18 protein-coding genes are annotated in these 15,475 nt (G+C 43.8%); 5 read left to right on the top strand and 13 right to left on the bottom strand.

What is annotated here, in order from left to right; all coding sequences use genetic code 11:
- Positions 1 to 55 precede the first annotated feature (55 nt).
- The 7 genes from IEX80_RS09570 to fdhD form a co-directional block, all read right to left on the bottom strand.
- A complete protein-coding gene (locus IEX80_RS09570; protein WP_218117242.1) occupies positions 56 to 598 on the bottom strand; it encodes an O-acetyl-ADP-ribose deacetylase in 543 nt (180 codons plus the stop codon).
- Positions 599 to 617: 19 nt separating this feature from the next.
- Positions 618 to 1,346, bottom strand: a complete 729-nt coding sequence (locus IEX80_RS09575) for an esterase family protein (RefSeq protein WP_176627656.1) — start codon at positions 1,344 to 1,346, stop codon at positions 618 to 620.
- 43 nt (positions 1,347 to 1,389) lie between these two features.
- Positions 1,390 to 1,995, bottom strand: coding sequence for a GDSL-type esterase/lipase family protein (locus IEX80_RS09580; RefSeq protein ID WP_090526457.1), 606 nt, complete (start codon positions 1,993 to 1,995; stop codon positions 1,390 to 1,392).
- Between the two features lie 100 nt (positions 1,996 to 2,095).
- Entirely contained in the window at positions 2,096 to 2,410 is a 315-nt protein-coding gene (locus IEX80_RS09585; RefSeq protein WP_091162212.1) for a ferritin family protein, read from the bottom strand.
- 71 nt (positions 2,411 to 2,481) lie between these two features.
- Positions 2,482 to 4,797 carry an FdhF/YdeP family oxidoreductase gene (locus IEX80_RS09590; protein WP_176627657.1) on the bottom strand — a complete coding sequence of 772 codons (2,316 nt, stop codon included), beginning with the start codon at positions 4,795 to 4,797 and terminating at the stop codon, positions 2,482 to 2,484.
- Positions 4,794 to 5,150, bottom strand: coding sequence for a DUF7009 family protein (locus tag IEX80_RS09595; RefSeq protein WP_176627658.1), 357 nt, complete (start codon positions 5,148 to 5,150; stop codon positions 4,794 to 4,796). Before IEX80_RS09595 ends, IEX80_RS09590 begins: the two co-directional genes overlap by 4 nt.
- 14 nt (positions 5,151 to 5,164) lie before the next feature.
- Positions 5,165 to 6,046: a formate dehydrogenase accessory sulfurtransferase FdhD gene (fdhD, locus tag IEX80_RS09600; RefSeq protein ID WP_176627659.1), complete on the bottom strand. Its 882-nt coding sequence runs from the start codon at positions 6,044 to 6,046 to the stop codon at positions 5,165 to 5,167.
- Positions 6,047 to 6,414: 368 nt separating this feature from the next.
- On the opposite strand from fdhD, the gene IEX80_RS09605 reads away from it, so the two are divergent.
- The 3 genes from IEX80_RS09605 to IEX80_RS09615 all read left to right on the top strand — a co-directional run bounded on the left by IEX80_RS09605 (position 6,415) and on the right by IEX80_RS09615 (position 7,660).
- A complete protein-coding gene (locus tag IEX80_RS09605) occupies positions 6,415 to 6,657 on the top strand; it encodes a MoaD/ThiS family protein (protein WP_090526447.1) in 243 nt (80 codons plus the stop codon).
- 136 nt (positions 6,658 to 6,793) lie between these two features.
- The gene (locus IEX80_RS09610; RefSeq protein ID WP_090526445.1) at positions 6,794 to 7,228 is read left to right on the top strand and encodes a GNAT family N-acetyltransferase; all 435 of its coding nucleotides are present in this window, start codon (positions 6,794 to 6,796) and stop codon (positions 7,226 to 7,228) included.
- A gap of 12 nt (positions 7,229 to 7,240) precedes the next feature.
- The gene (locus IEX80_RS09615; RefSeq protein WP_090526441.1) at positions 7,241 to 7,660 is read left to right on the top strand and encodes a molybdenum cofactor biosynthesis protein MoaE; all 420 of its coding nucleotides are present in this window, start codon (positions 7,241 to 7,243) and stop codon (positions 7,658 to 7,660) included.
- A gap of 244 nt (positions 7,661 to 7,904) precedes the next feature.
- On the opposite strand, the gene IEX80_RS09620 is transcribed toward IEX80_RS09615, so the two are convergent.
- From IEX80_RS09620 to moaA, 5 genes are all read right to left on the bottom strand, one after another.
- On the bottom strand, positions 7,905 to 8,963 hold the full coding sequence (locus tag IEX80_RS09620) for a HesA/MoeB/ThiF family protein (protein ID WP_176627661.1): 1,059 nt from the start codon (positions 8,961 to 8,963) through the stop codon (positions 7,905 to 7,907).
- The gene (locus IEX80_RS09625; RefSeq protein WP_229701576.1) at positions 8,938 to 10,149 is read right to left on the bottom strand and encodes an NTP transferase domain-containing protein; all 1,212 of its coding nucleotides are present in this window, start codon (positions 10,147 to 10,149) and stop codon (positions 8,938 to 8,940) included. The genes IEX80_RS09620 and IEX80_RS09625 overlap by 26 nt, the downstream gene beginning before the upstream one ends.
- Positions 10,130 to 10,600 (bottom strand): cyclic pyranopterin monophosphate synthase MoaC, encoded by a 471-nt coding sequence (gene moaC, locus IEX80_RS09630; protein WP_090526435.1) that lies wholly within the window; start codon positions 10,598 to 10,600, stop codon positions 10,130 to 10,132. Before moaC ends, IEX80_RS09625 begins: the two co-directional genes overlap by 20 nt.
- Before the next feature lie 158 nt (positions 10,601 to 10,758).
- Positions 10,759 to 11,952 carry a molybdopterin molybdotransferase MoeA gene (locus tag IEX80_RS09635; RefSeq protein WP_229701577.1) on the bottom strand — a complete coding sequence of 398 codons (1,194 nt, stop codon included), beginning with the start codon at positions 11,950 to 11,952 and terminating at the stop codon, positions 10,759 to 10,761.
- A gap of 17 nt (positions 11,953 to 11,969) precedes the next feature.
- Entirely contained in the window at positions 11,970 to 12,959 is a 990-nt protein-coding gene (gene moaA / locus IEX80_RS09640) for a GTP 3',8-cyclase MoaA (protein ID WP_188832748.1), read from the bottom strand.
- A 433-nt stretch (positions 12,960 to 13,392) separates the two neighbouring features.
- On the opposite strand from moaA, the gene IEX80_RS09645 reads away from it, so the two are divergent.
- Positions 13,393 to 13,983, top strand: a complete 591-nt coding sequence (locus tag IEX80_RS09645) for a nucleotidyltransferase family protein (RefSeq protein ID WP_090526429.1) — start codon at positions 13,393 to 13,395, stop codon at positions 13,981 to 13,983.
- 5 nt (positions 13,984 to 13,988) lie between these two features.
- Here IEX80_RS09645 and IEX80_RS09650 read toward each other — a convergent pair whose 3' ends face one another.
- Entirely contained in the window at positions 13,989 to 14,432 is a 444-nt protein-coding gene (locus IEX80_RS09650; protein ID WP_090526427.1) for a KTSC domain-containing protein, read from the bottom strand.
- A 279-nt stretch (positions 14,433 to 14,711) separates the two neighbouring features.
- On the opposite strand from IEX80_RS09650, the gene IEX80_RS09655 reads away from it, so the two are divergent.
- Positions 14,712 to 15,437: an RluA family pseudouridine synthase gene (locus IEX80_RS09655; RefSeq protein WP_090526425.1), complete on the top strand. Its 726-nt coding sequence runs from the start codon at positions 14,712 to 14,714 to the stop codon at positions 15,435 to 15,437.
- The last annotated feature ends 38 nt before the right edge of the window (positions 15,438 to 15,475 follow it).

A 15,475-nucleotide genomic window follows, 5' to 3' on the forward strand; every position in this document is an offset into this window, starting at 1 on the left:
TAGAAACTTCGTAAGTCTGGGTCTACAACATATAAGGGATAAGCACAGTCTGCTGCTAAGTAAGCAGCTTATTATACAAGCTGTAATTTTCGTTATCGAAGCAGACAAATATGACTTTCTCAACTACTTCGTTATCTGACAAAAAATCTTTAACCGTTTTAACAGCGATTGCCGCAGCCCTGTCCTTTGGAAAATGATAAATGCCGGTACTGATATTAGGAAAAGCTACGGTATGCACATCATTTTGGGCAGCAAGCTTCAAACTATTTAAATAAGCGGATTGCAAAAGTTCATTCTCACCTCTTTTACCACTATTGTAAACGGGGCCAACCGTGTGGATCACATATTTAGCCGGCAGCTTACCGCCGGTTGTAATTACAGCCTGCCCGGTTTTGCAGCCGCCCTGCCGGGCTACTATCTTACGACAATCTTCCAGAATCTCCGGTCCGCCGGCGCGATGGATAGCGCCATCGACACCGCCGCCGCCCATGAGCGAGGTGTTTGCCGCGTTTACAATGGCATCAGCTTTAATTTTTGTGATATCGCCCTGTACTAATTCAATAGTGCCATAATATTTTAAATTATAGCAGATAAACAAACAGGAAAGTGTTTTGCTTTTAGAAATAAAGTTGCACCATTTTACGCCAGTAACGGGCGCGGTGTGCTTCCTCGTGCCAAATATACAAGCTGTTTTGGATGCCTTTGCTGGCCAATACGGTGCTTAGGTATTTATTATCTTCCAAAAATGCATCCTCCTCGCCCACGGCCAGGATAATTTGGAGACGCTTGATCTGGTCAATAATTTCGGGGCTATGCAGGTTATTTAAAAACTGGTTAGGCATATTGAAATACACATTCTCATCGCGGTACCCATCTAACAGGTCGCGGAAATTGCCCATAGCCTGGGTAATGTCATAGCGCCCGCTCATACCTACTACTTTCACAAATACCAAGGGATGTTTAAACGCTATGTTAACCGCATGATAGGCCCCCATGCTGCAACCTGCCGAAATAATTGAACCGGCGGCGTTAAGTGTTTTCATTAAGGGCACTACCTCCTGTAAAATGTATTGCTCATACTGAAGGTGCCTTTCCATGCGATGGTAGGGATGACTGAACTCATTATAAAAGCTTTCACGGTCGATGCTATCCACACAGTAGACCTGCAGGTGACCTGCCTCAATTTTACTGCGTAAGGCTTCAATTACTTTCCAGTCTTCATAATCATAAAACCGGGCTGTGCGGGTGGGAAAAAATAGAACAGAGGCGCCCGCATGGCCAAAAACCAGCAATTCCATATTGCGCTGAAGCGACGGACTGAACCACTTGTGGTACTCTCTTTTCATCTTTTAAACCGCTGAAAGATGACAAATGCGTGTAAACCCTATATTAAGCTAATTTGATACTTTGTGGCATTCGCTGTAAAACAGCTTTTTTCCACAAAGCGTAACCGGCGCTGCTCAAATGCAAACCATCTTTATCATAATATTCTCGTATTGGTTTACCGGAAGCATCTATCATCTGATTAAATATATTGATGAACTGCCAGTTTTTATGGCGGTGTATTATCTCGTTTTCAATTAGGCTATTGGTGTACCTGTACTTTTCAACAATAGGCCAGCGGGCAAGGCTTGGCTTAAGCGATATATAATAGCAGGGAATGTTACCAAAAAGCCGCTCAACCTCGACAGTGAGCTGCTTAAAAAATATAAAAACTTCTTCAGGGTTGCGGCCATCGCCGAGATCATTATCGCCCGCATACACTACGATGGATTCGGGGTTATAAGAATGCATTATACGCTCAAAAAACCATACGCAAGCAGCCAGTGTAGAACCGCCAAAGCCAAGGTTAACTGGTTGCATGTCATCAAAATCAACATCAAGCGTATTCCACAAACGAATGGATGAGCTTCCATAAAAAATTACCCGCGGCACATAATCAAGCTTGGTTCGCTTAATTTCCAGCTGCTTCACATCCTCTTCGTACCAGATCATATTCTTTTATAGTAGGGCCGTATTAATTTAAGCGCTAAAGATAATACAATAGCCCTAACTTAATGTAACGATGATAAAACTAAAAATGTAAAAATGACTATTATTCTGCCGCTTCTTCACCTTTGGTGCCCAGCTCAACAATATCACCTTCTTTAAAAAGGATAGCTTGCAGCGTAGTACGCCATACCGGCTTTTTGCGCAGTAAAAACTCAAGGTCCATACCAAAGTGCTTAAACTCCTCCTGCTGTGCGTTTTGCATAATGGCTTTGGCCTGGTTATCTTTCTCGACAGAAATCCGCTGTTCGTACCAGTTTATAGCCTCAGCCTCTTCGGTTAATGAAACTATCATTCGGGCAAAGGTGCGGGTTTCGTCGGATAGTTCATTTGCCGGCTCGTGATATTGATCAAATGACATAATACTTTTTTTAAGGAGATAAGTATTATGTAAACGCTTTTGTTTTAAGGTGTAAGTATTTAGAATGGTTATTAACCCACGTGTTTCCTGATTTTGATATTAACCAGTTTGGATGTGGGCGTATTACTTTGTTCGGCAACGCTGTTGATAGGAACCAGTACATTGGCCTCGGGGTAATAGGTAGCTGTATTCCCTTCGGGGATGTTGTAAGGCACAACTACAAACAACCTCGCTACCCGCTCAACACCATCATCATAATTAAACAGGTTAACTTTTTCCTGCGCCCTGAAACCGGCTTTTTTCATATCTTTTTCATTCATCAAAATTACCCGGCGCTCATTGTGAATGCCCCGGTAGCGGTCGTCAAGGCCATATATGGTGGTGTTAAACTGATCATGACTGCGGATGGTTGCCATATGGTATTCGTCGGCAGCCAGTTCATGCTTCGGCAACGGGGCGATATTGAAAGGCACAACAGCTCCATTCTTTTCGGTGATAAACTTACCCTCGCGGGCGGCGTTTGGCAGGTAAAAACCGCCGGGCAAACGTACCTTTTGGTTATAATCCTCACAGCCCGGAATGACTTTGGCAATCGCATCGCGCACAGCATCATAGCTTTGTGCGTACTTATCCCAGTCGACAACGGCACGATTACCTAATGTGGCTTTAGCAAGATTACAAATGATCTGGTTCTCGTTCATCAGATGTTCAGATACAGGCTTCAGCATCCCTTTTGACATTTGGACAACCCCCATGGAGTTTTCACAGCTTATAAATTGATCCTCGCCATTTACAACATCTCTATCGCTTCGTGACAGTGTTGGCAAGATCAAAGCTTCTTCACCATGAACCAGATGGCTACGGTTTAATTTGGTTGATACATGTACCGAAAGTTTAAGTTTACGCAAGGCCTGTGCCGTAAACAGGGTATCCGGCGTAGCCGAAAGGAAATTGCCGCCCATGGCAAAAAACACTTTAAGTTTGCCTTCGTCCATAGCTTTAATAGATTCAACAACATCATAACCATGGCCCCGCGGCGGCTCAAAACCAAAAACTTCCTTGAGTTTATCCAACTGCTTCGGTTTTGGCTTATCCCAGATCATCATGGTACGGTTACCCTGTACGTTGCTATGACCACGCACCGGACACAAACCGGCACCGGGTTTACCAATGGCGCCTTTAAGCATGGCCAGGTTCACAATTTCTTTTACGGTATCCACTCCGTTTTTATGCTGGGTGATGCCCATAGCCCAGCAAATAATGATGCGGCTTTTATTTTTAATCAAATCAACCGCCTGTTCAATTTCATTCACTGTTAAACCGGCAGCTTTAGCCAGGTCGTCAACCTCATATTGGTTCAGACTGTCTAAAAAGGCAACGTAACCGGTAGTGTTCTTTTTAATAAATTCATGATCGAAGACGCTGCCGGGATTTTCCCGCTCGGCTTTATATAGCAGTTTTTCCATGGCTTTTAGCAAAGCCATATCACCGTTTATTTTTACCTGCAGGTACAGATCGGCCAATTGCGTTTTGATACCTAAAATGCCTTTTACCGTTTGCGGGTTTTTAAAACCCATTAACCCAGCCTCATGCAAGGGGTTTACCGCAATGATCTTTGAGCCTTTCTGCTTAGCCTTTTCAAGCGCGCTAAGCATCCGGGGATGATTGGTACCTGGGTTTTGCCCCATGATAATGATTACATCGGTATCGTAAAAATCATTAAGGGTGACTGTGCCCTTGCCAATGCCAATAGTATCGGCAAGGCCAACACCGGTACTTTCATGGCACATATTGGAGCAATCGGGCATGTTATTGGTACCAAACTCGCGCACAAATAACTGGTAAGTAAATGAAGCCTCGTTACTGGTACGGCCGGATGTATAAAATGCAGCTTCATCGGGCGACGCCAAAGCGTTAAGCTCATTCGCTATTTTTTTAAACGCGAAGTCCCAGTTTACCGGTGTGTAATGTGTAGCTCCTTTGGCCAGATATACTGGTTGGGCTATGCGTCCCTTCTTCCCTATCTCATAATCGTTAAGTTTGGCAAGATCCGCTACCGAATTTTCAGCAAAAAAATCACCAGTGAGCTTTTTGGTAGTAGCTTCTTCGGCAAGGGCTTTGGCACCATTTTCACAGTATTCGGCAATGGGCGAACGGTCGTCATCCGGGTCGGGCCAGGCACAGCCAGAACAATCAAAACCGCTCTTTTTGTTCATATGAAACAAGCCTTCCATACCTCTTGCCAGGCCTGCTTCCTTTAATATATCAACCATAGCCACTGTAACAGCAGGGACACCCGCCGCCCAGTCTTTTGGATGTGTTATTTTCAGGTCGAGTAGCTCCTCAGGATTCTCTGCTGCCGGTCCTTGTTCTGCTTGCTTGCTCATGGCTTTTTAGCTGCTAAGGGATTAGGATAATTATCGCTTTGATCTTCGGCGACTTCATCCAAACACGTAAAATCTTTTTCAACCAGTAAATGCAAACTGCCGTGTTTACCTTCATAACCTACCTTATCGTCGTCGGCAAAGCCGGTGGCCACAGCTTTTGGCACATATAGTGTTATGGCATTCTCCTTATAGGTTGCCGAAAGATGCTCATCATCAACCAGTCTCAAAGCATAAATAAGCTGCTGACTGCCAAAATCGACGGTTTCCTGAACATAACCTTCTTCGGCCAGTTTGGCTACATCGGTTTTAGTGAGCCTGTATCTTAGTGAATTACCTTTTATCCTTATTTTCATTGGTATCAATCAGTTTACACCGATGGTGCCGTTAGTACGGCCTCATCGGGGACCATTACCCGGTGCGCGCCCGCGTAAATATTAAAGCGCTCATCGCGTAAAAAGCCAATCAGTGTAATATTAAATTCGTTTGCCAGTTCTATAGCCAGGCTTGACGGCGCACCTACTGCCGCAATAATACTGATGCCTGCCATCGCGGCCTTTTGAATAAGCTCAAAACTCGCCCTGCCGCTAAGTAACAATACTGTTTGCTGCAACGGCAGCCAGTTATACATCATAGCAGCACCTATCAGCTTATCTAAAGCGTTATGCCTGCCTACGTCTTCTCTTAATAATAACAGTTCACCCAAAGGAGTAAACAAAGCCGATGCATGCAAACCGCCCGTATCATCAAATACCCGTTGGTGCCCGCGCAAAATCTTCGGTAACTGATTAAGTACCAAACTATGAATCACATTGCCATCATCTGCCCCGGCGGCAAAATTGCTTACTATGCGAATAGCGCTGATAGAACCCTTTCCGCACACACCGCAACTGCTTGTGGTATAAAAATTCCGTTCGGTATTTTGAAGGTACGGCAGTGCATCTTGTTCAAGTGTTACCAGCATGGTATTCTTCTTGTTTTCAGCGCAGGTTATAAAGCTGTGTTTAGCTGATTTTATCTCATCTGCATTTTTAATAATGCCTTCGGTAAAAAGGAAACCGGTTGCCAGTTCGGCATCATGACCGGGGGTACGCATAGTTACAGAGATATTACGTAACTCTCTGCCATCTGCAGGACCATATTCCAGTTTAATTTCAAGTGGTTCTTCAATGGCTATGCTATCCTCCTCCCTTGCGCTTCGGTTAGCGTTAACTTTTACAACCGGGATATGAATAACTGATGGCGAAGACATATTCAAAGATACAATTTATGGCATAGTTTGTTTATGCAAGTTTATATGCAGAAGGCAAGTTTAAGTCCCTTCGTTTGAATTGTTTTTGAGGCAAGCGTCTGCAAAACAGCCGTTAACTTAGGCAGGCAAGGGGTTAACAGGGTTAACAGAAATTCGAGCAATTTTATACTATCCAATTAACAATCAATTAATTACATTAAAAATAGTATTAACACATGTAAACCCCGGCAAGGTTAAGGCTTCACGCTTATTTTTTGTTTAGGCTCAAACCCGGAGGCTTTAACCCGCATAATGAACTTACATATGTTGATTTGTTAAATTTAAAACCCAGTACTCGTTTTGTAAGCTAATTTGAATATTTTTGAGATATGAAGATCAACATACTGGCTTTTGGAGTGGCTAAGGAGATATTTGGAAGCAGCGAAGTTAGCCTGGAAATGACCAACGATGCAACTATCTCCAATTTAAAATACCTGCTTGAGCAACAATACCCGCGTTTAAAGCAGCTTTCATCATACATGCTGGCTGTTAACAACGAATATGCCCTGCCCGGCGATACTATTCACGAACGCGACGAAATAGCGATCATTCCGCCGGTAAGCGGGGGGTAGATCAGTTTGCAGTTTTTAAGTAGCAGTGGCAGTAAACTTTTTAGCGGCAGTTTACAGTTTTTAGTGGGCAGCTTGCAGTAGTATTTTAGGACTTACCCTCAATTTCATCAATATAAAACAATCAACTTAATATAGAATGGCCATCAGAAGCGCAACGCTTGCCGATCATACTGCAATATCAAATTTGCTAACACAATTGGGCTATCCAGGCACTGAAGATTTTTTGCCGGGTAACCTTGAACGAATGTTAGAGCAACCTTCATCGAAGGTTTTGGTTTATGAAGATGAAGGTAAGGTTGCAGGTTTTATCGCCATTGATTTTTTAACTCAACTGGTTGTTAAGGGTGATTTTATTCGCATAAGTTGTTTTTCTGTTGATGAAAACACCCGGGGCAAAGGTATTGGTAAGGCTCTTGAGGGTTATATTACCGAACTTGGCAAAGAACGTGATGCCGACAGGATAGAGGTGCACTGCCATACACGCAGGACCGACGCCCACCGGTTTTATTACAAGCAGGGTTATACTGAATCGCCCAAATACCTCATGAAATCATTGGCAGATAAAATATAGATTTGCATTGCTATGAACACACAGATCCTCCTATCGGCCCAAACACTGGATATCCAATCATGTATCGACTGGATCATGTCACATGAATCCGGGGGGATAGATGTATTCATTGGTACCGTACGCAATTCAACCAAAGGAAAAAAAGTTTTAAGGCTCGATTTTGAAGCTTACGAGCCAATGGCCATCAGCGAAATGAATAAGATTGTTGCCTGGGCCTTTGAACGCTGGCCGGTACAAAAAATACTGATCCACCACCGTACCGGATTGCTGCAGGTTGGCGAGGTACCGGTTGTTATTGCCGTTTCAGCAGCGCACCGTGACGCTGCCTTTGATGCCTGCAGGTACATCATCGATACACTTAAACAAACCGTCCCTATCTGGAAAAAAGAAAGCTTTGAGGACGGCGATGTCTGGGTAGCAGCACATCCTTAGGATTTGGGGATGTTGGATTTCGGAACTTGAAATTCGGATTTTTCAATTTTCAATGGGAGATTTTCCTCGTCGTTGTTGGTGTTGTCACCAACAACTCCCGCTCCGTAGCTGCCGCTTGTTGGAGGTTTCGTCATTATAAAAGCTTAGGATACAAAAAAGTTGTTGGTGACAACACAAACAACGGCACAAACTTTCGATTCAAATTAAAAAAATCCGAAATCGAAATTCCGATATCCGAAATCATTTAATCAGCCTTATACTCTTCTAACCCGCCTTCCAATGAAAACACATCGGCCTCGGGGATCATTTTGAGGATAAGTTTTACGGCTTCCTCGCTTCGTTTACCTGATGAGCAGTAAAGGACTTTGGTATTCGGGCTGGTAAAGTAGGCCAGGTACTCTTCTATTTCGTCCAGCGGGATATGCGTACCGCCAATATCATAGGCTTCACGCTCGTGGATGGTACGCACGTCAATAAGTTCTACCGTATCATCTAAAAGGATCCGTTTTTTTAGTTCATCTGCATTGATGGTTGGAATAGTGATAGTTGTTTTTAACCTGCGGATATGTGTTTTTGTTACCGGGCCAATCTTAAAGATGCGGCTTTGCATGCTTTGTGCATCAAAGATCAGCACTTTCCCGGCCAGTAATTCACCGGTTTTGGTAATGTACTTGATTACTTCATTGGCCTGCATACAGCCAATGATTCCGGCCAGTGTAGGTACTACTCCGCCTTCAGTACAGTTAGGGATCTGGGTAGCATCCACTTCGGGGAACAAATCACGATAATTGGGCGAATTTGCCCCTTTGGGGTTGCTTACGTTCCAAATGGCAACCTGCCCTTCAAACTGATAAATGGCACCATAAACAAGCGGCTTACCGGCCAAAACACAGGCATCATTAAGCAGGTAACGGGTTTCGAAATTATCGGTACCATCCAGCACAATGTCGTAATTGTTGATAACATCCATCACATTATCGGATGTTATTTTGATGGCATGAGGTACGAGCTTAATACTCGGATTTTGAGCCTGTAGGCGTAAACAAGCCACTTCAGCTTTATTTTTCCCCTCATCAGCAGGGTTATATAATACCTGGCGGTGCAGGTTACTTATCGATACCTGGTCGAAATCGGCAATTCCTAATGTGCCAATTCCGGTTGATGCCAGGTATTGTGCAGCCGGGCAGCCCAACCCCCCAGCCCCGACAACCAGTACGCGGGCTTGCTGCAATAATTGCTGGGCTTCCTCGCCAAAACCGGGCAGTGCTATCTGGCAGTTATATCGTTGTAAATCCTGATTCATTAGTAGCAACTATTGTATGGTGGATCATTGATTTTACTTTCTCCAATTCTTCAGGCGTATTGACATTGGTCAGCGCCTCCTGTTGTGGTGCGTTTAACAATGTAATATCACTATTGATCAAAACCTTACGCGGGCATGAATACCCCTGCGCCAAAAACGATAAAAGTACAGGGTAGCTTTTAGGCTCCCATATGGCTATCAAAGGTTCCGGGAAATTGGTTACCGGGCTGTGATAAGCCGTAGCCACCGACGAACTGTTTCGCCAGGCCACTAAATTGCGAAGGGTAGCTTCATCCATCAAAGGCAAATCACAGGCTATGATCAGCCAGGCGGCATCCGGCTGTTCGCGAAAAGCGGAAAGAATTGCCCCATAAGGTCCTAAACCAGTAAATGTATCCTCAATAACGGGATAAGCAGGGTCAATTTCCTGCTGCTGGCCGGGGCGACCAGAAATGTAAACCTCCCGGCAAAAGGTTTTGAGCAAATCGGCCATATAATATCGTTGCTGCTTGCCATGCCACTTGGCCGCACCTTTATCAAAACCCATTCGGGTACTTTTACCGCCGGCCAATACCAGTCCATTTAAAACGGGTTTGGCTAACTTTAATGCGGCTTCAAAAAAGGCAACGATCTTTTCACGTTCATCTACTTTTAAAATTGGGATCTGATGCCAGTTGGGTGTAACTTCCTGTATAAAGTCCGGGATTTCGCTTGCATTATCGGCCAGCAGAAAAAGCTGAATATTATTGAGCTGACCTGTCCTTTTTTGCAGTGACGCCTCTTTATTAACGTCGATAATAACTACCTGGGCCTTAGCCTGCTGGTGATTTCCATTAACTAATACCAGGTCGGCAGACGAAAATTGCTGTTTAAGCTGATAAGGATATACCGGGTTTTGATAGTTAAACTGCTGATAGTTTACCTGGTCGGTATAATCAAGCGAAGCGCCGCTCACCAATCTGCCGGGCAGCAAAGTAATATCATCATTATGTGACATATCCACATAAGCACATTTATAAACCGGAGAAAGTGAACGGATCACATCATCGGCCAATAATTTGATCACGGTACAGGGGCCACCTAAAATTGCCCATTCGTTACGGCCGAAGTTACCGGTTGAAGGGCGGGCCAGTTTAGCGTGTTTTTTATGCGTGCCTGATGGCTGGTTATGATCTTTTAAAGTCACGTTTACCTCCTGTTTTTGAGATCAGTTTGGTTTCTTTTATCACTATATCATGGCTCATGGCCTTGCACATATCATAAATAGTAAGTGCCGCTATTGAAGCGCCTACCAGCGCTTCCATTTCCACACCTGTCTTTGCCGTAATGCTTGCAGTACAGTCAACCACCACTTCCTGCTGCTCATTTATTCGGATAGTAACATTACAGTTATCCAAACCCAGCGGATGACAAAGCGGGATCAGGTCGCCGGTTTTTTTTGCGGCCATGATACCGGCGATGATAGCTGTTTGAAAAACGGGGCCCTTTTTACTCTGCAATTCATTCCCTGCTAAAAGTTCAAATACCTCTGCCGGCAAACTAATAATGCTACGCGCAGTAGCAGTACGGTGTGTAACCTGCTTTTCAGTTACATCAACCATATTAGGATCGCCTTGTTTGTTTATGTGGGTTAACATTATTTTTTATTATGATTACACTGATTTCTTATTGTGATTTCATCGATTTGTTAGGGCCATGATTCCTTTGTTTGTTTATAGCGACTTATTATGTTATGGATTCGATCAAATCAAAAAATCGGTGTAATCAACAAAGAAAATCGGTGAAATCCCAAAAACTAAAACCTCCAAACCTTAAACACCTCTCCTGCTTTAAAATTATTCTTTTCAGGCGGAAGTTCTAAAAAAGCTTCGGTATCTGCTAAGTTAGCAAAATCGCCCGAACCATTTCCTTCAACGGGTGTAGCTATCAATTGGCCCTGCCCGTTACTTTGCAGCTTTACCTGCAGATAGTATTGTAAAGCCGGCTGAAATGTAAAATCTTTTCCTAATACCGCATATGTGACGGCTTTCGCGGGCAAGCCGAGCGCTGTATTAAGCCATGTTAAAAAGTAACGGTGCAGGCACATAAATGTGGCTACAGGGTTACCCGGAAAAGCAAACACCAATGCACCGTTATTATGCCTGCCAAACCAAAAGGGTTTACCGGGCCGCTGGGCTACTTTATGAAACAACTTTTCAACCTTTAATTCCTCAAGTGCCCGGGGGATATAATCAAACTTCCCCATCGAAACACCGCCGCTTAGCAGCAGTACATCATAGTTTTGTAAACAGTATTGGATCTTTTCTTTAGTAACCGCGGGCTCATCGGGGATATGCAAAATATCAGCATCGGTACCATGTTGTTTTAAAACGGCTTTTACCATATAGCTGTTTGATTTGCGGATCTGGTACGGCAGCGGCGTTTCATGCACATCAACTAATTCATCTCCTGACGAAACTATTACCACCCGCGGCATTTTTTTAACAAGCAGGTGGGTTTTACCTACTGATGCCGCCACACTAATGATAGCGGGGCTTACCACCTGTCCTGCCGTTGATATAACATCATTTTGTTTTTTATCAAGGCCCTGCAAATGCAGGTTCTGCCCCTTTTTTATGTCGCGGGTGTGTACGCTCGCCGACCCGGCGATGATCTCCACATCCTCATAACGGATCACTGTATCAACCGAAGCGGGCAACACAGCACCGGTCATGATCTCGATGCATTCATCGGCGCTGTCGATTTGAACCGGCTCGTCACCGGCTGCCTGGGTAGTTTTGATCCGGAAAATATTGATCCCACTCTCAATAGCTTCATATCTTATAGCGATACCATCCACGGTTACCCGGTTAAAGGGCGGCAGATCACGGTCGGCCTTCAGGTCTTCGGCCAGGGCACAACCCAGAGCCTGTTCAAACGGGAGGCTTTGAGTACCATAATCCCTAATTTGCGCAAGCACCAGTTTTTCAGCTTCTTCAACCGTTGTCATATATATGTAGTTTAAAACTATCCGCCAATAGTGGCCATTGACTCGTGGATACCTGTTTTGGCTACCCGTGCCCGCTCGGCTTCCCAGCCATCTGCCGGGCGGTGGCTAAAAGCGGTTAACAGGGCATCCTCCAATACTTCATCAGAAGCTCCCGCACGCATCAGATCTTTTAAATTGAGCACGCCATCATCATACAAACAGGTTTTTAACCCACCCTGAGGCGTTATGCGGATCCGGTTACAGCTGCCGCAAAATGTACGCGAATAAGCGGCTATAATACCAACTGTACCCTTATGCCCCGGGACCTGATAATTGTATGAAGTAGAATAAGCCGGGTCATCCAGTTTCTTTATTTGCGGATACTTGCTTTTTATTTCATCTAAAATGCGAAGATAATCCCAATGTAATCCATCGTACACATGACCATCGCCGTTAAAAGGCATTTCTTCTATAAACCTGACACTTACCGGCAACTCTTTGGCCAATTCAACCAGCGGGATAATATCCTGTATATTTTTGCCATCCATCACCACGGCATTGATCTTTACTTCCATATCATGGCTCAGCATGGCATCTAAGGCTGTCATCACACTAGCAAATTCGTCGCGGCGGGTAATGGTAAAAAAGCGGTTGGCATCCAGCGTATCAAGGCTCAGGTTTATTGACCGTACACCTATCTTTCTTAATTCGGGCACATAAGGAGCTGTAAGTACGCCGTTAGTTGTAAGGCCCAGCTCTTTTAAGCCGTCCAGCCTGGATATAGCTGTGAGCAAATGCATAATATCTTTGCGTACAAAGGGCTCGCCCCCGGTAATACGGATTTTTTCGATACCCATTTTTACAAGCAAACTGCAGCTGCGCAGCATTTCCTCATAGGTCATGAGCTCGGCACGTGAAAGCCAGTTCAAGCCATCCTCAGGCATACAGTAAAAACAGCGCAGGTTGCACCTGTCTGTCACCGCGAGGCGCATATAGCTGATCTTCCGTCCATGATTATCTATTAACAAAATATAGCTTTTTTATCCTGTAAATTTAATTAATTAACAGCCATTACACCTTTTAGTTTATGCACGGCAATTGTAAAAATAAGCATTACCCCGCTTGGAGACGTTTACGAAATGTATTTTTATTCCCTTCCTCAGTGATATATCCGGTCTGAAATAAAATTACAAAAGCGTAACAGGGTTACACCCCTTTTCCAATACACGCATAAAGCACAAAAAATCAAATTGTTATAAATGAATAGATCCGACTAAAACTTTAATTAAATTATTACCGTATTAAGGCAAGCATCCGCCCCAAAGAATTTATAAAAAGGAAGCCCCCTGAGCCTAACAAACATAAACCGCAGGACCGGAAGCTACAAAATGGTAATGCATGATCATTAACAAGGCATTACAACAACAGTTATACCAACATCTAATGTAACAGTTATAAAAAATGACAGGGATTATTATTCTGGCAGCGGGCGCATCAAATCGTTTTGGCTCGCCCAAGCAAAACCAAATTTACCAGGGTAAAACCCTTTTACAGCGGGCAATTCAAACCGCGCTTACCTGCCTGCATTGCGAAAAAGTTATTGTGGTGTTAGGAGCCAATGAACAATTAATCCGTCCCAATATAGATGAACAACTTGTAGGCGTCATTCACAATCCGCGTTGGGAAGAGGGAATGGGCTCGTCAATAAAAGTTGGTGTAGCCGAAATTTTGAGGCTTGAACCCCGCATAACTTCAATTATCCTGATGCTTTGCGATCAGCCATTTGTTGATTCATTCCTGATATCACAATTAATGGAAAAAAAAGAAGTTAATGACTGCGGTATTATTGCCTGCGGCTATCGTGATGTTTTGGGCGCGCCCGCTTTGTTCGATATAAAATATTTCCCCGAACTACTTGACCTGCAAGGCTCCGAAGGTGCAAAAAAAATCATTGAAGCACATACCGATGACGTTTTTATACTCCCTTTTCCGCTGGGCGCTATTGACATTGACACCGCCGATGATTTAGAAAGGCTTAACCAGGTAGGATAAGATAATTAAGCCGAAGCAACCAGTTTATTTACACTGCGATATACAAACTCGTTAAAAATATGCCTGCGGGCAAACCGGCCGGGCGAATCAGCATTGATCAGTTTGATATAAACCGCTTTGGGCACGCCAAAATATTCATACACATTACCATCAAGAAAAGTAACTTTCAGTACCTGTTGCTTATACTCAAAATCGGCAATGTTTGATAACGTTGTGGTAGCTGTATAATCAGGCAAAGTTTGAGCACGGGTTTCAGGTGCAATGCTTACCAAAAAATGATAAGCTTCAATAATTGTTTTACTCTTCTCTTCTGCCTCTGCCCTGTTGTCGTCCTGAAACCTGTCGGGGTGCCAGGTTTTCATCATGCTTTTATAAACCGAACGTAACTCGCTTAACTCTGCATTTTCGGTCACGTTCAGGAGTTTCCTGTAGTCGCCAATTTTTTTCATTGTTTATTTAATTCTTTTTTATTGTCGATGAAGGGATTACAGGCAAAAAAGCGCTCAGCACCACCATGAAAATAACGGCGCGAAGGTACACTTTTTTAACGAGGAAAAACAGGAAGTTTTATTTATTAAACGATGATGATATGGAGTAAATATTAGCTAAAACTTTTATTAACATTCAACTTAATTCCTTACCCCCCTGTTTGCAGCTTTAATTTAGCAGCATAAATGAATAAAATACGGTGGCAGCTGTTTAAATTATAAACCGTATTTTTGCGGGCTATGAAGTTTCCCAAATTTGCCGATCTGATACTGTTTGAGAACGACGACGTTATTGTTGTAAACAAACCGCCTTTTATAAGTTCACTTGATGAACGGGGCGAAGGCAGCAGCGAGATCAGCATGTTAAGGCTGGCTAAGGCTTATTGGGACGATGCGCAGATCTGTCATCGCCTTGATAAAGAAACATCCGGCGCGCTTATTTTTGCAAAAAATCCCGAGGCTTACCGGTCGGTTTCCATTCAGTTTGAAAAGCGTAAGGTTAAAAAAGTATATCACGCGGTTATTGACGGCACACATACTTTCGATAACCTGCTTGTTGATTTGCCTATATTAAATGTTGGCAAGGGCAGTGTAACCATCAGCAGGCAGGAAGGCAAGCGTGCCGAAACCTGGTTTCAGTCGTTAAAATATTATAAACATTATACTTTGGTTGAATGCCGCCCGGTTACAGGCCGTATGCACCAGATCAGGATCCACCTGGCTACACAAAGAGCCTCCATAGCCGGCGATGAGATGTATAAGGGCGAGCCTGTTTTTCTCTCTAAAATAAAGCGCAAATATCATTTGGGTAAAGATCAGGAAGAGCTGCCTATCATGAAGCGCTTTGCCCTGCATGCTTATGAAGTAACATTTCGTATCAATCCCGAAACCGAAGTTACCATCCATGCTCCATATCCTAAAGACTTTGAAACGCTTTTGAAGCTGCTTGATAAATTTGACAGTTAAAATTAAATGGTACAAAGTATTTGAAATTATCATGCGCC

Origin of the sequence: Mucilaginibacter rubeus, assembly GCF_014643835.1 — a bacterium.
GTDB lineage: Bacteria > Bacteroidota > Bacteroidia > Sphingobacteriales > Sphingobacteriaceae > Mucilaginibacter > Mucilaginibacter rubeus.